At 42.5% G+C, this 23212-nt stretch carries 25 protein-coding genes and 1 riboswitch; of the genes, 2 read left to right on the top strand and 23 right to left on the bottom strand.

Annotation, left to right across the window (positions count from 1 at the left end):
- Positions 1–33: 33 nt before the first annotated feature.
- Positions 34–1011, bottom strand: coding sequence for a helix-turn-helix domain-containing protein (locus tag ACO6S0_RS01870; RefSeq protein ID WP_422350351.1), 978 nt, complete (start codon positions 1009–1011; stop codon positions 34–36).
- A 145-nt stretch (positions 1012–1156) separates the two neighbouring features.
- Here ACO6S0_RS01870 and ACO6S0_RS01865 point away from each other — a divergent pair, with 145 nt between their 5' ends.
- Entirely contained in the window at positions 1157–2608 is a 1452-nt protein-coding gene (locus ACO6S0_RS01865; protein ID WP_422350350.1) for a pyridoxal phosphate-dependent decarboxylase family protein, read from the top strand.
- Here ACO6S0_RS01865 and ACO6S0_RS01860 read toward each other — a convergent pair.
- From ACO6S0_RS01860 to ACO6S0_RS01825, 8 genes are all read right to left on the bottom strand, one after another.
- Positions 2605–3012: a group III truncated hemoglobin gene (locus ACO6S0_RS01860; protein WP_422350349.1), complete on the bottom strand. Its 408-nt coding sequence runs from the start codon at positions 3010–3012 to the stop codon at positions 2605–2607. The two genes, ACO6S0_RS01865 and ACO6S0_RS01860, sit on opposite strands and share 4 nt — an antisense overlap.
- A gap of 1 nt (position 3013) precedes the next feature.
- Entirely contained in the window at positions 3014–3295 is a 282-nt protein-coding gene (locus ACO6S0_RS01855) for a hypothetical protein (RefSeq protein ID WP_422350348.1), read from the bottom strand.
- Positions 3296–3387: 92 nt separating this feature from the next.
- Positions 3388–3984, bottom strand: a complete 597-nt coding sequence (locus ACO6S0_RS01850) for a Crp/Fnr family transcriptional regulator (RefSeq protein ID WP_422350347.1) — start codon at positions 3982–3984, stop codon at positions 3388–3390.
- Complete coding sequence (locus tag ACO6S0_RS01845; protein ID WP_422350346.1) at positions 3981–4589, bottom strand: MarR family winged helix-turn-helix transcriptional regulator; 609 nt, start codon at positions 4587–4589, stop codon at positions 3981–3983. Before ACO6S0_RS01845 ends, ACO6S0_RS01850 begins: the two co-directional genes overlap by 4 nt.
- A 53-nt stretch (positions 4590–4642) precedes the next feature.
- Positions 4643–4906, bottom strand: coding sequence for a DUF2024 family protein (locus ACO6S0_RS01840; protein WP_422350345.1), 264 nt, complete (start codon positions 4904–4906; stop codon positions 4643–4645).
- A 5-nt stretch (positions 4907–4911) separates the two neighbouring features.
- Positions 4912–5634, bottom strand: a complete 723-nt coding sequence (locus ACO6S0_RS01835) for a hypothetical protein (protein WP_422350344.1) — start codon at positions 5632–5634, stop codon at positions 4912–4914.
- A gap of 37 nt (positions 5635–5671) precedes the next feature.
- Positions 5672–5905: a thioredoxin family protein gene (locus ACO6S0_RS01830; protein ID WP_422350343.1), complete on the bottom strand. Its 234-nt coding sequence runs from the start codon at positions 5903–5905 to the stop codon at positions 5672–5674.
- A 61-nt stretch (positions 5906–5966) separates the two neighbouring features.
- Positions 5967–7058: a serine hydrolase domain-containing protein gene (locus ACO6S0_RS01825; RefSeq protein ID WP_422350342.1), complete on the bottom strand. Its 1092-nt coding sequence runs from the start codon at positions 7056–7058 to the stop codon at positions 5967–5969.
- 131 nt (positions 7059–7189) lie between these two features.
- Here ACO6S0_RS01825 and ACO6S0_RS01820 point away from each other — a divergent pair, with 131 nt between their 5' ends.
- On the top strand, positions 7190–8050 hold the full coding sequence (locus ACO6S0_RS01820) for an AraC family transcriptional regulator (protein WP_422350341.1): 861 nt from the start codon (positions 7190–7192) through the stop codon (positions 8048–8050).
- On the opposite strand, the gene ACO6S0_RS01815 is transcribed toward ACO6S0_RS01820, so the two are convergent.
- The 14 genes from ACO6S0_RS01815 to ACO6S0_RS01750 form a co-directional block, all read right to left on the bottom strand.
- Positions 8051–8932: a head GIN domain-containing protein gene (locus tag ACO6S0_RS01815; protein ID WP_422350340.1), complete on the bottom strand. Its 882-nt coding sequence runs from the start codon at positions 8930–8932 to the stop codon at positions 8051–8053.
- Positions 8883–9989 carry an acyloxyacyl hydrolase gene (locus ACO6S0_RS01810; protein ID WP_422350339.1) on the bottom strand — a complete coding sequence of 369 codons (1107 nt, stop codon included), beginning with the start codon at positions 9987–9989 and terminating at the stop codon, positions 8883–8885. Before ACO6S0_RS01810 ends, ACO6S0_RS01815 begins: the two co-directional genes overlap by 50 nt.
- An 81-nt stretch (positions 9990–10070) precedes the next feature.
- Positions 10071–11024, bottom strand: a complete 954-nt coding sequence (gene metF, locus ACO6S0_RS01805; RefSeq protein ID WP_422350338.1) for a methylenetetrahydrofolate reductase [NAD(P)H] — start codon at positions 11022–11024, stop codon at positions 10071–10073.
- 55 nt (positions 11025–11079) lie between these two features.
- On the bottom strand, positions 11080–13845 hold the full coding sequence (gene metH, locus ACO6S0_RS01800) for a methionine synthase (protein ID WP_422350337.1): 2766 nt from the start codon (positions 13843–13845) through the stop codon (positions 11080–11082).
- A 12-nt stretch (positions 13846–13857) separates the two neighbouring features.
- Positions 13858–14862 (bottom strand): homocysteine S-methyltransferase family protein, encoded by a 1005-nt coding sequence (locus tag ACO6S0_RS01795; RefSeq protein WP_422350336.1) that lies wholly within the window; start codon positions 14860–14862, stop codon positions 13858–13860.
- A 76-nt stretch (positions 14863–14938) separates the two neighbouring features.
- A riboswitch (SAM riboswitch) is annotated at positions 14939–15073 on the bottom strand.
- A gap of 140 nt (positions 15074–15213) precedes the next feature.
- Positions 15214–16275 carry an NAD(P)/FAD-dependent oxidoreductase gene (locus ACO6S0_RS01790; RefSeq protein ID WP_422350335.1) on the bottom strand — a complete coding sequence of 354 codons (1062 nt, stop codon included), beginning with the start codon at positions 16273–16275 and terminating at the stop codon, positions 15214–15216.
- Complete coding sequence (gene cobA / locus ACO6S0_RS01785; protein ID WP_422350334.1) at positions 16272–17054, bottom strand: uroporphyrinogen-III C-methyltransferase; 783 nt, start codon at positions 17052–17054, stop codon at positions 16272–16274. Before cobA ends, ACO6S0_RS01790 begins: the two co-directional genes overlap by 4 nt.
- A complete protein-coding gene (locus ACO6S0_RS01780; protein WP_422350333.1) occupies positions 17047–19137 on the bottom strand; it encodes a HEPN domain-containing protein in 2091 nt (696 codons plus the stop codon). Before ACO6S0_RS01780 ends, cobA begins: the two co-directional genes overlap by 8 nt.
- 7 nt (positions 19138–19144) lie before the next feature.
- Positions 19145–19768, bottom strand: coding sequence for a phosphoadenosine phosphosulfate reductase family protein (locus ACO6S0_RS01775; protein ID WP_422350332.1), 624 nt, complete (start codon positions 19766–19768; stop codon positions 19145–19147).
- 276 nt (positions 19769–20044) lie between these two features.
- Positions 20045–20668 (bottom strand): phosphoadenosine phosphosulfate reductase family protein, encoded by a 624-nt coding sequence (locus tag ACO6S0_RS01770; protein ID WP_422350331.1) that lies wholly within the window; start codon positions 20666–20668, stop codon positions 20045–20047.
- A gap of 11 nt (positions 20669–20679) precedes the next feature.
- A complete protein-coding gene (locus ACO6S0_RS01765) occupies positions 20680–20943 on the bottom strand; it encodes a DUF2061 domain-containing protein (protein ID WP_422350330.1) in 264 nt (87 codons plus the stop codon).
- Between the two features lie 184 nt (positions 20944–21127).
- Positions 21128–21538, bottom strand: a complete 411-nt coding sequence (locus ACO6S0_RS01760) for an RrF2 family transcriptional regulator (RefSeq protein ID WP_422350329.1) — start codon at positions 21536–21538, stop codon at positions 21128–21130.
- Positions 21539–21599: 61 nt separating this feature from the next.
- Complete coding sequence (locus tag ACO6S0_RS01755) at positions 21600–22784, bottom strand: trans-sulfuration enzyme family protein (protein ID WP_422350328.1); 1185 nt, start codon at positions 22782–22784, stop codon at positions 21600–21602.
- Between the two features lie 38 nt (positions 22785–22822).
- The gene (locus ACO6S0_RS01750) at positions 22823–23137 is read right to left on the bottom strand and encodes a GIY-YIG nuclease family protein (protein WP_422350327.1); all 315 of its coding nucleotides are present in this window, start codon (positions 23135–23137) and stop codon (positions 22823–22825) included.
- Positions 23138–23212: the final 75 nt, after the last annotated feature.

The raw sequence follows: 23212 nt of genomic DNA, 5'->3' as shown, positions 1-23212 counted from the left end.
AACACGCTTATTGAAGCATTTTAGCGGTCTGAATTAGGTACTAGCACCCGTATTTTTTTGCAGTAACTCTTGCCTACCCTTTACATTGAGCTTGCTGTAAATGCTCGTAATATGTGTTTTTACGGTACTCAGGCTTATAAAAAGCTCATTGGCAATTTCCTTATTGGTTTTACCCTCCAAAATCAAAGCCTTGACGTTTTTTTCCTGTCTGCTCAAGTGGGCATTGGGCAGGGTACGTCTGCCCAGTTTAAAACTGAGAATGCCCAAACCAGCGACAAATACAAGTAGGATCATATTAAGCCATCTACTGGTTTTTAGGTCCTGCTCCATTGCCAGTTGGGTCAAATAGGCCAATCTTTTCTCCAAAAACCAGTATTCAGAGGCTTCAATGGGACTTTCTTTTAATTCGGACAACAATTCAAGATAATAGGTTGGGTTTTCAGAAATGTCCTTGTCCAATAATTTTTTATCCGCCAATTGTTTTATTCCAATCAGCTTCACCATCAAAATCTGTAATGAATCCTTCACAAAACCCTTTCTTGGGTCAATTTTGTTTTCTTGAGCCAGATATTGCTTTACCAACTTTGATTCAAAGGTTTTCAATTTTTGCCATTCCCTATCCCCTTGATTGGTATTGGTATACGTTCCAAAAACCTGAGAGCCTTTTTTAAATTCGATTTTATCCTTCTCAGAGAACATAAAACGAACCTCCTTGGTCACCGTATCGTTTACAATTTTTCTGATCCGTTCCACATGGAGACGATAAATCTTGTTGCTATCCGAAAAGTGCTTTTTATCAAACTTAAAGAAGCCGTTTTTTTGAACATCCGCTATAGCAATTGGCTTTACCTCACTTTGGTTTGCTGTATTTGAAACGGATAAGTGACTCAAATATATCTGTGGTTTCCAGTTAGCAGAACTATCAAAGTTCACAAAACCCGAGACCGCCTGCTGTGCACTGAGTTGCAAACCGGATAAAACGAAAACAAGAAGCAGAACAAGGCTCTTCATCGCTTAAATTTACTGTATTTGTATTGCAGAAGCAATATTATTCCCAGTTTCATCTTTTTTGATGCATGGACAACAATTTAGATCAAAAATCATGTTATCACAATGTCCAAATAGGTATTTTTGCGCTTCAGTATAATCCGATTTCATGAAAAAGAACACAGCACAACTCGAATTATCCAAAGAAGCCATGCAAGATTATGGGTATCAGGTTGTTGATGCCATTGTAAACCACCATAGCGCCCAAGGTGACCAGCAACCCGTTGCCCTGGGATCTAGGGAGGAAATGGACTCCCTTTTTTTGGAAGAAGCCCCGGAAAAGGGAACAAATCCAGAACAGGTGCTTCAATTTGTCTTGGAAGAGGTCATGACCAATAGCACCAATATGTCCCACCCCAAATCCTATTCCTTTGTCCCCGGCCCGAGCAACTATGTTAGCGTTATGGCCGATGCGCTCGCCACAGGATACAATATTTTTTCGGGTGGGTGGGCAGCTTCGCCAGCAGCAGCCGAATTGGAGATCATTACCATCCAATGGCTGCTCAAAATCTTTGGATTTCCAGCTAAAAAAGGTGGTGGAATATTCACCAGTGGGGGTTCTATGGCCAATTTAACGGCGCTTACCACGGCCAGAAAAGTAAAATGTGGTCAAGATTTCTCCAAAGCCGTAATTTACTTGTCCGACCAAGCCCATTCTTCCAATATTAAAGCCATCCGTGTTCTCGGATTTAAAAAAGAACAGATTCGGATTATCCCAACTGATATTGAGTTTAAGTTTGCCGTAAACAAACTCAAAAACTGCATTGCCAAAGACCGATTGGAAGGATTGCAGCCCTTTTGTTTGATAGCCACCTCTGGTACGACCAACACCGGGACAGTGGATCCTTTGGTGGAACTGTCCAAAATCTGCAAAAAGGAAAATATTTGGTTCCATATTGATGGTGCCTACGGAGCCGCGGCCATTTTATCCAAAAAAGGAAAGTCGCTATTGAAAGGAATTGAGAAAGCGGATTCATTGACCGTAGATCCGCACAAATGGTTTTTCCAACCTTATGAAATGGGCTGTCTCTTGGTACGCAATCATAAACACCTCAGCCAAACCTTCACGGAAAAGCCAGAATATCTCAGGGACATTGAAGGCAATACCTCTGAAATCAACTTTTATGATCATGGAATCCAGCTGACCCGCAGGTTTAGGGCACTTAAATTCTATATGTCCATTAAAACATTTGGGCTAAGGGAATTTAGAAAGGCCATTACCTATAACATTGAACTTGCAGAGGAAGTTGAGAACCATCTGCGGAGCAGTCAGCATTGGGAGGTTATTTTTCCAGCGACTTTGGCGGTCATTAATTTTAGGTATCATCCTATTGGAAAAAAGTACTCGCAAAAACAACTGGATCAAATCAACCAGTACATTTCAGAACAGGTGGTCTCTTCACGAAAAGCCTTGTTGGTCACCACTTTGCTGCACGGACAAGTGGTACTACGCATGTGCTTGATCAATCCTAGAACAAGCTTATCCGACGTGATGGAAACTTTGGAGCTTTGTGAACATTATGCCAAGGAATACACGCAAAAAATTCAAACAAAGCACTAGCGATACGATTCTGTTTTGCGCTTTTGTTGTTCAAAAATGGTGATGAACATACGAACGCTAATATTTCTAGCGCGCTGTTTGGCCTTTTCGGCATTGGCCCCCACAAAATAGGTATCGATGGTCTCAATCCAATGTCGTAGCCATATCCCAAAGTGATAATTGGTAATGGTATTGCCCATATTTTCATCTACTTCTGCATGCACCATTAACGGGTTACCTTTATATTTTTGGACAAAGAACAAATTGGTCTCCCAAAAATTGACCAGTTTTTCTATATGTTCCGGCCAATCCTTGATGGTTTCATTAAAAAAATGACCTATTTCCTTGTCCGCCCTTACTTTCTCATAAAAACGGGTGACCAATAGGGTCACATCTTCCCGGGATTCAATTTCCTTTTTGGACATCTCACAACAAATTTAAAATTAATGCCACGGTACTCACCACTAAACTAAGGATAAACAAGTTTATTAGGATTTTGGGCTTTTGTTGCGACAAAACTGCGGCGTTGAATCCCATACAAGCTATAGTGACCAAAAAAAGTTGGACCATCTGCCATGCTTGCACCCCATTGATCAAGATGTACATGGCCGCCACAGAACCCAAACAGCTTTGGGCAATGATAAAAATTGTGGAATAGCCCCTTGCGTCCTTTTCAAATGCTTTTAAACTTTTAAGATATAGTTCCATAATCCTGTCATTTGTCATTGTATGGAACAAATTTATTTCCGATGGGTCGGGCTTTTTTATGACCGAAATCATATCCAAGTCTATCTGGGAAGTTACCGCAGGATTTTATGGGATTGTAATTGTAAAAGTCCCCTTTTTTCCAGGGATTTTACCGCTCTAATTACGGTTTCAACCCTTAACCCAGTCAAGTCGGCCATTTGTTGTCTGGACAATTCCACCAAATACGGGTCGGTTTCAGGAATATGATGAATATGGGTTTTGAAATAATCGATGAGTTTCAGTAAGCGGTGCTCGGGATTTTCTGTGGAAATTTCGGCAACCATAGTTGCTTTATAGTGCAACCTACTGGCCAAAACCTTAGTCAACTCAAGGTGTACTTCGGGATGTTCTTTAAGCAATTGTAAGAATTTGGACTTCTCCAATTTCCAGACCTCTGCATCCTCAACGGCCTCCGCTTGTGCCGGATAGTCCAAATCCTGAAACAAGGGAGGTTCACCAAAACTGGAACCTGGTGAAAAAATACCTTGAATGTATTCTTTACCATCCTCGCTGTAATTGTTCATTTTGATCTTACCGGACAAAACTTGAAAATAATACCGGGGTTGGGTATCTATATGAAAAAGAACCTCCTTCTTCTTTAAAGCTATTTTTTGTGCTCCATATTGATCTAATAGCTCGTCTGGAATCATAGCTTTTCCTCAAATTCAATACAATCCAAGCGAATGTCTTCGTGCTTCAACTGCTTTTCCAACAAATGACAATAATGGTTGGCTCTTGTTTTTTCATAAAATTTACAGGCAAAACAAGTACGCTGCACCGTTAATATACCCTCCCTGTTCAACTTGCTGATCAGTTGGGTCAAGACTTTAAAAAAGCCTTCTTTCTCTTCGGGCATAACATCGTCAAAAAAGTCAGTTAGGCCTCCTGCAAAATGTTGGGTGCTTTTTACTATTTCACTTCCCAAACTCGACAGTAAAATGGTATAGCTACGGTTATCCTCTGAGGAGTAATCCTTGATAATCAAAGATTTTTTGTCCAAAACCCGAATGGCGTCACTGATCGTGGGTTTGGTCACATTGAATTCCTGGGCAAGGGCGCTAACGTTATTGCGTTCACTTTTGTGATAGGCCACAAAAAGCAAGATTTGAATTTGTATCGGACTTAATCCCAATTCCTTAGCCTTGTTCCAAAGCAATACCTTAAAGGCCTGGGAAATGCGCTCCAGTCCAATAACAATCTTACTGGAAAGGTCTTCTTGCTGCCGAGTAGGGTCAAATGTGCTTTTGTTTTCCATAAAAAAGTGCCTGTCGGGTGTTCCGACAGGCAAAGTTAGCTATCCTAATTAAATTAGGAACAATTTTCCATTTCGACAATGAAGTACCCTTTGGTTCTAATCTCGTCTTCCACTTCAGTTTGTACCGATTGGATATGGCAAAATCTGCATTCGTTGGAGGTAAGCGCACCTGTATTAAATGTTTTGGTTTCCAAATACTGCTGCCCGTATGAAAAAATCCGGCCCTCATCAGTTAATTCCTTGGGAACCAAAATATCGAAATGCATTGTTATGCCATCTTCCCTTTCTACATAGGTATCCCACACTGCGATTTTCATAGCATCTACTTTACGGTATAAGGTAAGGACAGGTCTCCACTGCGAATACTGTAAACCTCATAAACGCCCAACATAGGTAGTTCTTCGTTGCTGGTGTTTACCTTCATGAATGCGGACACTCCATCGTAATTGAATTCCGTTTGGTGCTGAATCCGATAGTCAGGAACGACCACCTTGATAAGATGACTCGCTGTTACTACAGGATATCCAGGAGAGTCCATATACATGGGCATCCCTGGATTTGTTGGTGGCAACACAATAGTCTCATCCGCCTTTTTAAACTGTTTGACCGACAGTCCGCCATGCACTCTCTTGTCTTCTACAAGCACTACCCAATGCGGGTGCCATATTACCCCATCGTTGTTCAAATTGGCATCGCCATTTTCATCCCATAAGGGCGTATCATCAAAATCTGGGTGGGAAGTAAGTGCCAAGGCCAAGATTCCCTCGGTCTTGCCAAATCCAACAAACTCCGGTTTAAGAGTGGTAGGAAATACGTATCCCAGCACAGGGGCACCATCCAGCTGACCCAATTTTTGTGGTACCGTGTTTCCAGCACTTCCCTCTACCTTAATTTCCCAAACGGTGACCCCCAACTCCTCCTGATGGGTTACCTGAACGTCTTGTATCTTAAAATCCTCATTGTTGTAAGGACTTTGCTGGCCACACGAGGTTAACATATTTCCCATTAAGAGCAGTCCCAACAGGTATAAAGTTTTTGTTTTCATTTTATTTATTTAGGATTCCTAACTATGTAATTCAAAATTAACCTTTCACGTCTTCAATAGATGCTCCAAAATTGATGTGAAGCACATTTCCATTAGGTGTAACCAATGCAGGAACCGACTTTACTCCATGTTGTTCCGCCTCTGGAATTCTTGTTTGGTCCTCGCCTAAATGCACGATGGATACCTTTTCAACTCCAATTAAGTTAACCAAATCCTGTTCGGCACTTACACATACCGGACATCCAGCATGATAAAAAACTGATCTACTCATTTGTCTTAAAATTTAAGTTATCGCATTATTGCGACACAAATATAGTAAGGATTCCTAATTATTAGTGATTTTCCAGTAAATATTTTACTATTCCGTTTAGTTCCTCCTGCACTTTGGGGTCTGTGCTGTTGATCAGGATAGTAATCACCATCTCTTCTTTGGGATAGATAAAAAAATTAGAATATGCGCCTACGCTATTGCCCACATGCCCTACAAAGGATTTGCCTTGTTCATCTTGGCTCACCTGAAACCCCAATCCATAGTAAGTAGTATCTCCATCCACCTTTTGCGAACTGAGGATTTCCTGCATTGTGTCAGGTTGTACCAATTTGCCCTCTAAAATGGCCACGCCCAACTTGCCTATATCAGAAGCTGTGGATAAGTAGCCACCACCCGCCAACTTGTATTGGTTGTTGACCGAAATTGCCTGCTTAAAACCTACCCTGGTTTTGGTATAAAACCCAGCTTTTTGCAACCCTTTGGTCGTCAAAATGCTTGGGTTTTGCCCAACCTGATTGGGTGAAAGGGTATGATGCATGCCCAGTGGCTCCAATACTTCGTCCTGGACATATTCCTCAAAAGAAACTCCACTAGCCTCTTGCATGGCCAGGGAAAGTAGAACAAAATCAAAGCTATTGTACAAATAACCCTTTCCCGGCTGAAACTGCAAGGGGGCATCCTTAAATACCTCAATGCTGTCCTTAATGGAATAAGCCAAGTTCAACGCATATTCCTTTCCGCGATATGATCTGATTCCAGCGGTATGGCCTGCCAATTGCCTCAAGCTAAAATCAAACTCTTTTTTGGGAAAATAGGGTACATGTTTATAAAAGGAATCGTCAAGGTTTAAGAGCCCCTCCTCTACCATCCTCGCCAAAGCAAGACCCGTTATACATTTGGACACACTGGCAATTCTAAACAAAGTCTTCTGAGGGTCAACCGCGGTTTTTTCTTCCAAATTGGCATGGCCATAGCCTTTTTGCAGCAATGGTCGACCTTGTTTTATCACACTCACAGCCATTGCAGGAATTCGAGATTCGGTCGCCAAATCAGTGAACATGGCATCTACCATTTTAAGACCCTGCAAATCCTCAATTGACCTTGCCCCTGTGTTGGAAAACCAATTTTTAATGTTTGAGAAAAATACCTTCACCTTATATGCTTGAGTCTCCTAACATAGTGAGAATTCCAAAGAACAAAAAACGGGTTTTATCCCAAATGAGCAAGAACGGAAAAGTTGCCCGATCAAATTCCATATACATTTGTGCTAAACAAAACAGGAAAATGCAATCCACGGACAATAGACAACTTTATCATCAAAAATTGAATCGTGTTTTGGAATACATCCATAACCATTTGGACGAAAAAATTGATGTAAAGGCTTTGGCAGAACTGTCGCATTTTTCCCCTTTTCATTTTCATCGGATAACACGGGCCATGCTGGGTGAACCTATCGGAGCCTACATCAACAGGGTACGTTTGGAAGCGGCGGCCAAAATGATTCGATATACCACATTGTCCATGGAAGAGATCGGGTATAATATTGGATATGAAACCCCTTCTTCCCTAACCAAGGCCTTTAAGCATCATTTTGGGGTAACGCCCTCCGCTTACAGAAAAAACAAAACATTGAACTTAAATAGCGTAAATAAGATGGAAACAACATCCCTAAACATTAAAAAACCCAAAATCCTGACCGTTGAGGATAAAAACTGTATCTACATTACCCTCAAGGGGGCTTATCAAAAATTGGATTACCCTGCAACCTGGGCCGCCCTCTGGGCAGAGGTCAAAAGCCAAAAACTGTTCACCGCCGGTATTGAACATATTGGTCTCCCATTTGACGACCCCAAGGTTACCGAAGAAAACAACATTCGCTACGATGCTTGCTTAATCATCCATAAGGAAGCCAAACCCAATGGTAAAGTGGGGGTTAAAACCATACCAGGCGGGAAGTTTGCCGTGTTCCACTATCAAGGTAGTTATACCAAATTAGAGCAGGTCTATAACTATATTTTTAATACGTGGCTATTGCAAAGTGAGCATGAACTCCGCGACGAACCGGTTCGTGAGAAGTACTTGAACAATGCTGAAAAAACTGAGGAAAGTAAGCTTAAAACCGAGATTTACATCCCAATCAAATAGCTAATCCCTAAATATCAATCGCCCATTAAAGATTTCTTCCACATCAACTTCTGGAGGGCGATTGATGCTGACAACATCCCCAGTACTTCGGATTGAACCTGAAATCCGTTGCTGGGGGTTTACCAAAATATCGTTGGTACCCCTATGGCTGACACTCACATTTTCAGCGACCAAATTTTCTGCTTCAACCCGGGAGTCCCCAGCGGCTATGTTCACATTGAGATTGGTAGTTGTTCCACGTAACTTAAAGTAAGCGATTCCGTTGACCACAACACTAACCGAAGTAGAGTTCAGGTTTAAATCGAAAGACCCATCGGTGGTTTCCGTTTCTGGATTGATGAAACTTTCGGATATTAAACTAAGGTTGGGGTATGAAAGTACGCCATCACTGGAAATTAAAAGTCCCGTACTGCTCCTAATTTCTTCAATGTTTGGCGAGGTCACGTGAATGGTGGTTAGGCCATAATCCCGAATAAAATTACATCCATTTGCATTCTCGAGGATGAGCCTGTTCCCTGACACTTTTGCTGATACCTCATTTTGAAGAAATTCCCCAGTTGCTATTTCCACCTTTTGGGTGTCACCCTCGGACAATACCAGGTTGATATTCTCAAAAACAGTGATTTTTGTAAAGTTGGACAGCTCGACAGTCCTTCGGGTCAAATCCCCAGCATTTTGAAAGCAATCAGGAACGTTTTCGCCGTTGCACGCAGCAAAAAGAAAAGCCAAAAACAAATAAAAAGACCTTACGACTGCCTGCCTGACGGCGGACACGGCGCTCTGGGTGACATTCGCCCTGTTTTTTGGTTTTTTCAATGCTTTCATCACATATCTATAATCTGACCCCAATTCCAAATTCAACGGTTTCTGCTTTAGCTCCATGCGATTTTAAGGTGATGGCTCCGAAGAGCTTATCCCCAAAATAGCGCTTCAATCCAATTCTGTTATACATACGGCCTTCAAAATCGAATGGATAGTACACATAATACCCCAATTGGGTTTCTATACTCATTTTATGGATGAAAAGTTCGTGACCTGCAAAAATCCCAACCCTTTTAAAATCGGTATCCGGTGACACATCCAACTCAGGAAAGGAAGTGGCCTGAAGCCGAATCAGTTCCTTTAGAAAATTGGAAAAAAAAGCATCCACCCCAAACTGAAGGGCACTTTTTCGTCCCAAACGCTTGTCGGCATAGGCGGAGAATATCCAGAAACCGTACCGACCAGAATTGATCACATCACTCTCATTCACCCCGCCTCGTAACGCTAAATTATATCGGATTGGGTAGTTCTTCTTCTCTACTTTTTCCGTTGGAATGTACTCATAGGTCAATCCACCACTTAAATCGTATGTCAATCCCAGATTTAGCGCAAAGGTATTGGTTGATGTATTTGGAGCTTTAAAATTGGCATTGGAATAATGAATCAGGGAAATTCCAGCCTTGACACCCAAATTATGCCATAGATTATCCTTTTGATAATTGACCATGGCCATGGTGGAACTCAACAAATGTGTGCCGTAGGCATTGTTCCTAAAATTGTTGTGCTTATCGTATGGATTGGTATTGTAGGCGACTCCCTGCCCCACTCTTAATTGTAGCTTCCGTTTTAGAAAATAGAAATTATAATGGGCATACAGACCAAAATGCTCTCCCAAGGTGGGATTATTCATGTTCTGATAGATAAATGTAATTCCAGTATCTGGATACCCATACAGGCCTTCCCAAGCTTCCTGCCCATAGCGTTTTCTGTTAATTCCTAGAATAAATCCGTTTGGATGTTCAGTGATCAAATGGGAAATATCCGGGTTGTGTAAAAGGATGGAGCCATAGAAATAATTCGCATCTATGACGTACTTTTTTGGCGGCTGGTCCTCCTGGCTAAATCCGCGGGTCACAGATAGTCCCAATAGAACACATAAAAGAAGTAGGTGCTTCATGAGGGGCAAAAATAGACATAATTGGTTGAACCCGAAGGTTTGTAAACCCACCTTGCCTCCTTGTTGCTAAACTGACAAACTTTAGAAAACGGCCTTGGCTATTGCCTTGATATTATCTGATTTTCCCATTGAATAATAGTGAAGTACAGGTACGCCTGCATCCTTCAGCTCCTTGGATTGTTGAATGCACCATTCCACGCCTACTTGACGTACTTCTTTGTTATTCTTGCAAGATTCCACAGCTTCTATTAGGTCTTCTGGAATATCTACCCGAAACACCTGGGGCAATAGTTGCAAATGTCTTTTCACGGCAATGGGCTTAATCCCGGGGATTATGGGCACATCAATGCCAATATTTCGGGCTTCCTCAACAAATTCAAAGAATTTCTGGTTATCAAAAAACATCTGTGTCACCACATAATCAGCTCCCAATTCCACTTTTTGTTTCAGTCTTTTTAGATCCGATTTCAGGGAAGGTGCCTCCATATGTTTCTCTGGATATCCCGCTACGCCAATACAGAAATCGGCGCAATTATCGGTTTCTATCACCTCATGTAGATAGTTGCCCTTGTTCAATTCTCGGATTTGGCCTACAAGGTCAGAAGCATACTTGTGCCCGCCAGAGGTTGGCGCAAAATACTTTTCCTCTTTCATGGCATCGCCCCTAAGCGCCATGACGTTGTCAATACCCAAATAGTGACAGTCCACCAACAAATATTCAGTCTCCTCCCTGGTAAACCCGCCGCATAGCACATGTGGAACGGTATCCACATCATACTTGTGCTTGATCGAGGCACAGATTCCCAAAGTTCCAGGGCGCATACGGGTTAGTTTTTTGTCCAAAAGTCCATCCCGGTCAATATAGACAAACTCCTCCCTAGACGTGGTCACATCAATGAAGGGTGGTTTAAATTCCATTAAAGGATCAATGTTGTCGTACAACTCCTGAATGCTCCTACCCTTTACCGGGGGAATAATTTCGAAACTAAAAAGGGTTTCTCCTTTAGCTTGTTTTATGTGGTCTGTTACTTTCATTCAATTTATGTTGGTGTAGGTTTTGTAGTTCTTGGTTCTTGGTTATGAATTAAAATCAATGCTCCACCATGTTTGGGGCCAGCCATTTTTCAGCTTCCTCAATTGGCATTCCTTTTCGTTCCGCAAAATCAGCTACTTGATCCGGTTTAATTTTTCCCAATCCAAAGTACTTGGCTTCAGGATGTCCAAAATAATAGCCGCTCACGCTGGCTGCCGGCCACATGGCCAAGCTGTCGGTTAGTTGAACGCCGATTTGTTCTTCCACTTTGAGCAATTCCCAGATGGTCAACTTTTCCAGATGGTCTGGACAAGCCGGATAGCCTGGAGCGGGACGTATCCCTTGGTACTTTTCTGCTATCAGTTCATCATTGGACAGGGTCTCCGATGTTGCATAACCCCAATGTTTGGTCCGCACCTCCTTATGCAAGTATTCCGCTAAAGCTTCTGCCAAACGATCTGCCAGTGCTTTAACCATAATGGAGCCATAATCGTCCAGGTTTTTTTCATATTCCTGCGCCAATTCTTGGGTACCGAATCCTGTGGTCACACAAAAACAGCCCATATAATCCTGGATTCCTGTTGTCTTCGGAGCGATGAAATCTGCCAAAGCAATATTGGGAACACCTACCCGCTTCTTTAACTGTTGTCGTAAGGTTCGGAAGGTGAATTTCTTGGAGTCCTGGTTCTCGACTGCCTGCCTGTCGGCAGACACGGCGCTCGAACTGACAGTGCCATCAAATTGAGTTGAAATGAGAATGTCATCATCATTGACTTGATTGGCTGGAAACAATCCAAAAATTGCTTTTGCCTTCAACAGCTTTTTATCCAAAATCTGATCCAACATCTTTTGGGCATCCTGAAAGAGTTCTTGGGCTTGTTCACCTACCACTTCGTCCTGGAGAATGTTGGGATACTTCCCATGCAAATCCCAACTCCGAAAGAAGGGGCTCCAGTCAATGAAATCTTTCAGTTTTTTCAAATCAAAATCCTCCCAAACCTGAATTCCCAATGCTTTGGGTTTTGTAATATCAGAAGCCTTCCATTCAATCTGAAATTTATTTTGACGTGCTTCCTCCAGTGACAAATACTCCTTCTTTTTGGTCCTGCTTAAAAATCGATCCCTAAAGCTCTCATAATCCAGCTTGATGGATTTCTTATACCCATCCGAAGTATCTTTTTGCAAGAGGTCACCCACCACGGTCACTGCTCTGGAAGCATCATTTACATGCACTACAGATTGACTATACATTGGGTCAATTTTTACAGCCGTATGGGCTTTACTGGTCGTTGCTCCACCTATAAGCAAGGGTACTGTAAACTGTTGCCTTTCCATTTCCTTCGCCAAAAAGACCATCTCATCCAAGGAAGGAGTAATCAGGCCGCTCAACCCAATAACATCCACCTGTGCTTCCCTGGCTTTCTGGATAATCACCTCTGGCGGTACCATCACCCCAAGGTCAACAATTTCATAGTTGTTGCAGGCCAATACCACGCTTACAATGTTCTTACCTATATCATGGACATCTCCCTTTACGGTGGCCATCAATATTTTGCCAGCAGCTGAGGCATTGGCATCTTTGGACTCCTCTATAAATGGGGTGAGATATGCAACGGCCTTTTTCATCACCCTGGCCGATTTTACCACTTGTGGCAAAAACATCTTTCCACTTCCAAAAAGGTCGCCAACCACATTCATCCCGGTCATTAAATTCCCCTCAATCACCTCCAAAGGTCTGGAGGCTTGCTGACGAGCCTCTTCAATATCTTCTACAATGAATTGATCAATACCCTTTACCAAAGCCCTTGTAATCCGATTCTGCAAAGGTTCCTCCCGCCAAGATAAATCCACCTTATTTTCCTTGGCTTTGCCCACGACAGTTTCGGCAAATTCCAATAGCCGTTCCGTAGCATCATCCCGTCTGTCCAGAATCACATCCTCCACATGTTCCAAAAGATCCTTGGGAATGTCATCATAGACCTCCAGCAACGCTGGATTTACAATTCCCATGTTCATCCCAGCCTCAATGGCGTAGTACAAAAACACGGAATGCATGGCCTCCCTTACCGGGTTGTTTCCTCGAAATGAAAAAGAAACATTGCTCACACCTCCACTAACACTGCAATGGGGCAAATTTTCACGCACCCATCGGGTTCCCTCAATAAAATCGATGGCATTCTTGCGATGTTCCTCCATTCCCGTAGCCACCGGAAAAATGTTTAGATCGAAAATGATGTCTTCTGGAGGGAAGTTCACCCGATTCACTAAAACATCATAAGAACGTTTGGCAATTTCTATCCTGCGCTCATAAGTATCTGCCTGCCCTACCTCATCAAAAGCCATGACAATTACGGCTGCACCATATCTTTTGACCAAAGTGGCCTGTTTTATGAACGCGGCCTCACCCTCCTTTAAACTAATGGAATTTACCACGCATTTCCCCTGGACTACCTGCAATCCTGCCTCAATAATTTCCCATTTGGAACTATCAATCATGATAGGAACACGGGCTATATCCGGTTCCGAACCGATAAGGTTCAAAAAGTTGACCATGGCCTCTTTTCCATCAATAAGGCCATCATCCATGTTAATGTCTATGATTTGGGCCCCGCCCTCCACTTGATGACGCGCCACATCAAGAGCTTCCTCAAATTTCCGCTCCTTGATTAGGCGTAGAAACTTCTTGGATCCAGCCACATTGGTTCGCTCCCCTACATTTACGAAATTGCTTTCTGGGGTAATCACCAAAGGCTCAAGGCCAGATAAACGCAAAGGGCGTTTGTGGTTAATAGTTAATGGTTGATGGTTATTCGTCTGCTCCATATAAATCTTTAACTAATAACTATGAACCGTTAACTTACGAGGTTCATATTCCTTAACCAAATCTGCAATTTCCTTAATATGCTCAGGAGTGGTCCCACAACATCCTCCCACAATATTTACCAGGCTCTTTTCCAAATATTCTTTGATTTGCACGGCCATTTGCTCTGGGGTCTCATCATACTCCCCAAAGGCATTGGGCAATCCAGCATTGGGATGTGCAGAAATTGCAAATTCCGATTTGGCAGAAACCACCTCTAAATGGGGCACCAATTGATTTGCCCCTAAAGCACAGTTGAATCCAACCGATAAAATGGGCAAATGGGAAATTGATATCAAAAACGCCTCCGCGGTCTGGCCGGATAAGGTTCTACCGGAGGCATCGGTAATGGTACCACTTACCATGATGGGAACGTGTATGTTCCGCTCTTCCTTCACCTCTTCAATTGCAAACAAGGCCGCTTTGGCATTCAGGGTATCAAAAATGGTCTCCACCAACAAAATATCCGCTCCTCCCTCCAATAAGGCTTCCACTTGTTGCTTATAGGCTATTCGCAGCTCATCAAAAGAAATGGCCCTAAAACCAGGGTCATTTACATCCGGCGACATGCTGGCTGTTTTGTTGGTAGGCCCTATACTTCCTGCTACAAACCTAGGTTTGTGCGGTTCTTTGGCCGTAAACTCATCTGCCACCTTTTTGGCAATCCTGGCCGACTCATAGTTAAGTTCGTACACCAGTTCTTCCATGTGGTAATCTGCCATTCCAATGGTAGTTCCTGAAAAGGTGTTGGTTTCCACGATATCCGCGCCTGCCTCAAAGTACTTGGCATGAACCTCGGCAATGGCCTCGGGTTGTGTAAGTGACAACAGATCGTTATTCCCTACTAAGGGATGTTCCCAATCCTTGAACCGCTCCCCGCGGAAATCTTCTTCGGTAAATTTATAGCGCTGCAGCATGGTACCCATGGCACCGTCCAATACCAGAATGCGTTTTTGTAAAATATCTTCAATGGTTTCCATAACAATATAGTCCCGTAAAGGGATTTAGATGTATCAAGAAAGTTGCGGAAACGACGTTGAGAAAGAAGTATTCTTTTCGTTATCCATCCCAAAACAATCAAATTTGACCGTTGTGGGTAGAATGTAGCACCTTCTTAGATCCAAGAAATGGAATTCCTAAGGGTTGCTAAGGCTTCAATGGGTCTATTCCCTCCACCTTTCTTGATAACCAATTCAATTTTTTAATGAACTGAGGACAAAATAACCACGTTTTGTCCTCAAAAACAACAGAAATCTACATTTTGTTGGTCAATACCCTCCTAAGCGTTGCATAAGAGGGCGTTGACTAACTCAAAATAATCTAAAAAAGCTCTAGACTATACTTTGAACCACCTCTTTTTTGGCTTCTTTTTTGGAGCCGTCAAATCCTTGCACTCCGCCAACCGTGGTATATTTCATTACAAATCGTTTATCTGGATTGATAATTTGATAAGCATACTGACACATTACAGCAGCCTCATGGAATCCGGATAAAATCAATTTTAATTTGCCCTCATAGGTGTTTACATCGCCAATGGCAAATACACCTGGAATATTGGTCTGGTAATCCTTGGCATTGTTCACCTTGATGGCGTTCTTCTGAATTTCCAAGCCCCAGTTTCCTATAGGTCCCAATTTTGGTGACAAACCAAACAGTGGAATAAAGTAGTCTGTTTCCACATAGGTTTGGCCCTTGGCTTCATCATTATGTTTGATGACAACCGCTTTTAGTTCATTTTCTCCATGGATTTCCTTCACTTCAGCCTCTGTGTATAACTGGATTTTCCCCAATTTGGCCAATTCCGAAGCTTTTTCAACAGAATCCAAAGCGCCTCTAAACTCATTTCTTCGGTGTACCAAGGCCACTTCGGAAGCTACATCTGCCAAATAAATGGCCCAATCCAAGGCGGAATCGCCCCCTCCAGCGATCACTACTTTTTTATCCCGATATACTTCAGGGTCCTTGATCATATAGACCACTCCTTTGTCCTCGTAGTTTGCAATATTGGAAATCAAGGGTTTTCTGGGCTCAAATGAGCCTAATCCTCCAGCGATAACTACTACAGGGGCATGGTGTTGGGTTCCTTTGTTGGTGGTAACAATGAAGGAACCATCCTCTTGTTTCTCCAAGGTCTCGGCGCGTTCTCCCAAAGTGAACCCAGGCTCAAAAGGTTTTATCTGCTCCATTAGCCTGTCCACTAAATCTCCTGCCAAAATCTCCGGATAAGCAGGGATATCATAAATTGGTTTTTTGGGATAAATCTCCGAACATTGGCCACCTGGTTGCGGAAGTGCGTCAATCAAATGCGTCTTCAATTTTAAAAGTCCAGCTTCAAACACGGTAAATAAACCTGTTGGCCCAGCGCCAATTATAAGTATATCTGTCTTTATCATCTTATTCCTTTTTCTAATAACTCCAATTCTTTGTTTCTGTTTTCTTTTTGGATTTCCAACAATCGTTGTCGATGGTTCACCACCTCGCCAATAATTATGATGGCAGGATTGGATAACTGCTGCTCCTTTGCCTTGTACTCAATGGAAGCAACAGTACCAATTCCTATTTTTTCGTTTTCCATGGTGCCATTTTGAATAATGGCCACCGGTGTGTTTTCTTTTCCTTCATTTTTGAACAGCTCCATAATCTCACCCAACTTGGACATCCCCATCAAAATCAGGACCGTTGCGTTTGATTTGGCCGCCAATTCCACATCCTTTGAAAGTTTGTGCTCTTTGGTAGTTCCCGTAATCACCCAGAAACTCTCTGTTGCTCCTCTTTTGGTAACCGGAATATTTTGTGAAGCCGGAACGGAAACTGCAGATGAAATCCCTGGCACAACGGCTACCTCAACACCAAATTGCGAAGCGTATTCCATTTCCTCGGCTCCACGGCCAAAAACGAAGGGATCCCCGCCTTTAAGACGAACCACATGACCCTTGGTCTGTGCCCTCTGAACAATCAGTTCATTGATTTGGTCCTGTTGATAGGTATAACATCCTTTTCGCTTTCCCACGAAGATTTTCTCCGCATCCGGTGCATATTCCAAGAGCTGGGTATCCACCAAGGCGTCATAAAGAACTACATCCGCATCGCGCAAGGCCTTTATCCCCTTAAGGGTTATCAAATCCACATCACCGGGACCTGCTCCAACTACTGTCAATTTTCCGTTATACATGGGCCAATTCCAATTTTCTATAGGCTTCCAACTTTTCCAAAACTGATTTCGCATCAATCAGATAACTCTCCGCAAATGCCTGACTTGGCTTGTTCTTGTTCAACTGAAGCGCCAAATCCGCAAAACTTCCTGTAAAGCCAATTTTATCGGTTTCCACATAGAGTTTATCAAAATCCTTGATAATCCCCGCATGGGTGTTCACCTTTACCTTTTCCGAAGTCAACAAGGCCTTGGCCGAGTTTACTATGGATTGATAGGAATAATAGATACTTGCGGCCCATTTTTCCTCATTTAGGGCTTCTTGGGCACTGTCTATTTTTTCTTGACTTTCAAAGAATAGGGTGGCAACAAGATCTACAATGACCCCAGCACATTCTCCAATACCTATCTCCTTTTTATATTTTTCTTCGGTTCCCCAATCAATGAAATCGTCTGGGGCAAGGTTATCAATATCGGCCAAAGGTTTTAGGAAATCATAGAAGTAATGCTCCCCTTTCTCACCATAGTAGTCGGCAAATGAAGTACCATTTCCGTTGCTGTTGAAATCGTCCAAAATCAACCTTAATGCTTGCGGTCCCCTTTTGCTTGGAATCTTAATCACCTTGTCGGCAAATCTGGCTTTTCCATTTCCGAAATTCCCACCTCCCAATAGCACTTGAAGTGCCGGGGCCACCAATTTATCCTTGGTGCGAATGGACATTCCCTGAAAACCAATATGGGCCATATTGTGCTGGCCACAGGCATTCATACAACCACTAATTTTAATGACCACATCAGGATTGCTGATATATTGTGGATATTCTGTTTTTATGACGCGTTCCAACTCTTCTGCAATACCCGTGCTACTAGCAATTCCCAAGTTGCACGTATCCGTACCCGGGCAAGCTGTAATATCCAAAGCTTTGTTATACCCTGCTTCTACAAATCCCAATTTTTGCAATTCGGTGTAAAAGAATGGTATCAAGGCTTCCTTCACATAGGGAATCAATATATTTTGTCGTAGTGAAAGACGAATTTCCCCTGCTGCATAATCCTGAACCAATCGGGCCAGTTTTCTGGCCTTATCCGTATAGAAATCTCCCAATAGTACTTTGATTCCGATTGCCACATAGCCCTTTTGCTTTTGGGGAACTAAGTTGGTGGACTTCCAAGTATTGAAAGCTTCCTCATCCTCAACTTGTACCTGGGGTGCTTCCACATTGGCCACTAAAGGTCTTGGATAACTTTCAAAGTCAATAGGATAGGTTTTATGTGGAATGGCCAATTGCTCCTCTTCCAAAAGCGTCTTAAATCCATCAAGTCCAATGTCTTTGAGCAAGAATTTCAATCGGGCTTTGGCCCTACTCTTTCTTTCCCCATGGCGGTCAAAGATGCGGATAACCCCTTCCATCAGTGGAATGATTTTATCCGTAGGTAAAAAGCTGTACAATTCATCTGCATGACGCGGTTGCGAGCCCAAACCTCCTGCCAACATCACTTTGAATCCTCTTTCCCCATTTTTGACTTTGGCAATAAAGCCAAGGTCGTGCATGTACGATAACCCGGTATCTGCGTCACTGGCTGAGAAGGAAACCTTGAACTTTCGTCCCATTTCCTGACCAATGGGGTTTCTCAAAAAATATTGAAATACCGCATGGGCATACGGAGAAACATCAAAGGGTTCATCGACATCTATACCAGCGGTTTCACTGGCGGTCACGTTCCGAACCGTATTGCCACAAGCCTCACGAAGGGTAACGTCATCCCGCTCCAATTCTGCCCACAGTTCCGGGGTTCGTTCCAAGTCCACGTAGTGGATTTGGATATCCTGCCTAGTAGTAATGTGCAATCTCCCTCTGGAATATTCATCAGAAACATCACAAATACGAAGTAGTTGTTTGGAGGACACCTTGCCATAAGGTAATTTTATCCTCACCATTTGAACACCTTGCTGACGCTGGCCATAGACTCCACGAGCCAGACGTAGGCTTCTGAACTTTTCCTCGTCCACCTCGCCGCCCTTGAACTGTCGGATCTTGCGTTCCAGTTCAATGATGTCCTTTTCTACTATTGGATTTTCTATCTCTGTTCTAAAGCTTTGCATAATCGAATTATTGTAAATGAATTCCGCACTCCCTTGTCTCCAAGGCTTTTACAGGGTCAAAATAGGTGCTGTTTTTTGGTAAATCGTAGGCTTCCAAATAGGAATCCAGGTCATCATCTGTCCAATAGTAAAAAGGACTCACTTTTAAAACACCATCTTTTGAATAGCTCAAAATATCTTTCTCACTTCTGAGTGCGGTCTGACGAATCCGAATATTGGTGAACCAAATGTCTGGTTGGTGTTCTTCCAACGCTCTTCGAAAAGGTTCGAGTTTTACAATTTCCGAAAACTCTAAATGTTCAGGCTGGTCCGCAGTGGGAAAACCCAAACGATGTTCGATAAATGCACGAGTTTCCCTTGGCACATACGTATTCAAATTGAGTTTAAATCGCTCAGTCAACAAACTTGCATGCTCATACGTTTCGGGTAGATTGTATCCAGTATCACACCAGACCACATCGATTTTCGGGTCGATTCGTTGAAAAGTGCTCAACAAAACTGCAGAGTACTTACCAAAACTTGTGGTTACAATACGCTTATTGGACAAGCGCATAGCCCATTCAATGATTTCTTCAGGCGGAATGCCCCTGAACTGTTTGTTGTAATATTCGGTATCGATATTTAATTTCATATTACCCTATGGATTTAATAGGAATATCAAAGATAGCCCTTCAGACGTAACAAATGGTTAAAAACTTTATAAATTTAGATTTACCCTATCGTTTTTATAGATTTTAATAAAATTGATGCTAAATTTTGAGGATTTCCCACCCACTCCTTATACAAACAGCATATTTTTTGGCCATAAGTAAGTAAATAGGCGAAGGTTGTATTTTCAGTTGACTTACAAAGCGCTGTCCTTAACACACTGCTTTTACTTGTGCATGCAACGCTTGTTGAACAGAGACTAGGTATGCAATCCGCATTCGCGGTTTTCCAAAACCTTGGTCGGGTCAAAGTACTTATGCTCGTTGGGAAGTTTGTATTCTGCCAAATAGAAATCCAACTGGGTATCGCTCCAATAGTAGAACGGGCTTACCTTTAGCACACCGTCACTACTTAGACTTAACACGTCCAACGAATCCCTATGGGCAGTTTGCCCCTTTCTCAGGTTAGTAAACCAAATGTCCGGTTTATGCTCTTTCATGGCCCTTCTAAATGGTTCGAGTTTTACTTGTTCAGTGAAAATTGCATGCATGGGATCATCAATCTGTGGGATTCCCATAACGGCATCCCTATGGGCCGAGGTTTGCAGTGGCACATAATGCTTAATGTTCAAACCTAAACGTGAAATCAGTTCTTCGGCATGTTTGTAGGTCTGGGGCGTATTATAGCCGGTATCACACCAAATAACAGGTATATCGGTATCCACATCGGAAACCGCATGCAAAATGGCTACCTCATAAGGCCTAAAATTGGTAGTAATTACCGGATTTTTTCCATTATTGATGGCCCAAGAAATTATTTCCTGAGGAGGTATTCCCCTAAACTGTCTGTTCAAACTTTCAATGTCTTCTGCTGTAAATGCCATAACCAAATATTTTATTTGCCCCAGGAAATCGTGTTCCAAATTCTCTCATGAAAAAAGTACAACACCATTTTAGTAACCAACTCTACCAAACCAATTGAAAAAGCAAGGGTCAATGTACCTGTGATAATCCAAGAAATGACAATGGTATCAAGAGTTCCAACAATCCTCCAACTAATGGATTTAACGATGCTGCGCTTAGGGCTTTCAGAATTTTTATCTTTAGCGAAGGAAGCTTTTTGACCTTCTTTGTTTAGTACTAACTGATCTGCTAACATTTGTGCTTCTAATTTCCTATAGATTTAATAGGTTAATCAAAAGTAGTATTATTTTATAATTATAATCGTTAATTCCAACACAAAATTGCCATTACCCCATAGTTTTTATAGATTTTAACAAAACTGAAGCTGGATTTTAAGGAATTCCCACCTGCATCCCATGCAAGCGGCTTATCTTTCGACCTTAAGAAATTAAATCGGCCAAGGTAGTATTTCGGTACACTTCCAATGCACTATCCCTTACTTGAAGCATTAACTTGTGGACAGAACATTTATTCTCATCAGGGCAATCATCGCACTTTTCATAGAAATTGAGACTCACACAAGGAACCATGGCAATAGGACCTTCCAATACCCGAATAACTGAGGTCATTAAAATTTCATGGGGTTCCCTAATGAGATAATACCCCCCTCCCTTTCCTTTTTTGGAGCCCAAAAATCCATTGCGGCGAAGCGTAAGAAGTATACTTTCCAGAAACTTTTGGGAAATGTTCTCGTGCTTGGCAATTTCAGCTATTAGCATGGGTTCCTTTCTATCTATGGAAGCTAAATAAGTAAGTGCTTTTAAGCCGTATTTTGTCTTCTTGGAGAGCATCTCACGAATATAGCCAAAAAAGATTTTCCCCGCCCACTAATTTAGGGGAACTATGCAGCTCCTAGCCAAGCGCCTGTTCTATGTCCTGAATAATATCATCAATATGCTCCAATCCCACCGAAACACGAACCATTCCATCGGAAATTCCAACAGCCCTTCGCTCCTCCGTGGTCAGTTTACTATGCGTGGTGGATGCGGGATGGGTAACTATACTTCTGGAATCCCCAAGATTGGCAGATAGCGATAGCATTTTTATCGAATCAAAGAATTTTCTGCCCGCTTCCAAACCTCCTTTTACCTCAAAAGCCACAACGCAGCCCCCTGCTTTCATTTGTTTTTTGGCAATTTCGTACTTGGGGTGGGACTTCAGAAAGGGATACTTTATCCATTCCACTTTGGGATGATCTTCCAAAAAAGTGGCCAACGCCAAAGCGTTGGAACAATGTCGGTCGACCCGAAGTGCCAAGGTTTCCAGGCTTTTGGACAGCACCCATGCGTTGAAGGGGGACAGGGCAGGCCCCGTAATTCGGGCAAAACGGTAAATTTTATCCATCAGCTCATGACTCCCAACGGTAATACCTGCCAGTACCCTACCTTGACCATCCATTAACTTGGTTCCGGAATGAATGATCAAATCTGCTCCAAACTGTATGGGTTGTTGCAAGTAAGGCGAGGCAAAGCAATTATCAATAATAAAGATTAACCCATGCTTTTTGGCTATGTTTCCAAGGGCTTCCAAATCCAAAACGTCAACTCCAGGATTGGTGGGTGTTTCCGCATAGATAATCTTGGTCTTGGAGGTAATGAGACCCTCCACAGCATCCGGATCATTCACGTCAAAATAACTGGTGGATATGTCCCACTTTGGAAAAAACTGGGTAAACAAGGTATGTGTGGATCCAAAAACGCTCTTGCAGGATACAATATGGTCTCCGCATTCAAGCAAAGCCACAAAGGTGGAATACACCGCGGCCATCCCTGATGCAAATGCAAAACCAGCTTCCGCCCCTTCCATTTTACAAACCTTATCGATGAACTCCGTGGAGGTGGGATTGGAATACCGAGAATAGATATTCCTGTCCTTTTCTTCCGCAAAAGAAGCCCTCATGTCCTCAGCATCCTCAAACACAAAGCTCGATGTGAGGTACATTGGTGTGGAATGCTCCAAAAATTGTGATCGCTCTGTTTGCGTTCTAACCGCTTCCGTTTCAAATTTACGGGCATTATTATCTGATTCCTTTCTCATATTCTTCTATTCAGTGACTAAGCGTAATTGAAGGCTCACTATTCCTTCTCTTTAAAATATCTATAATGTGTTTCATTCTTGCATTCAGCTAAATTGGAAAGGACTTCAAATGCTCCGTTAATCAGGGCTTCTTTTTTAATCCTGGACCAACCTTGAATTTGTTTTTCACGTCTAAATGCAGTATCAATTCTCAAATATTCTTCAACGTATACTAATTGTACTGGTAATCTTTTTTTGGTATGATTCGCTCCTCTTCCCTCTTTATGTTCATTAAGCCTTTTATCCAAATCTATAGTACTGCCGGTATAATAGCTTCCATCTGCACATTCCAAAATATAAACATACCCCTTCATAATCTCTTTCCATTGTGGCTTCGACTTCGCTCAGCCATCAAAATCAAATTTTAAAGGTAGCTGAGCATAGCCGAA

Origin of the sequence: Flagellimonas sp., assembly GCF_965233845.1 — a bacterium.
GTDB lineage: Bacteria > Bacteroidota > Bacteroidia > Flavobacteriales > Flavobacteriaceae > Flagellimonas.
The sequence above is the reverse complement of the archived record's forward strand: the minus strand, read 5'-3'. Positions and strand labels throughout refer to the sequence as shown.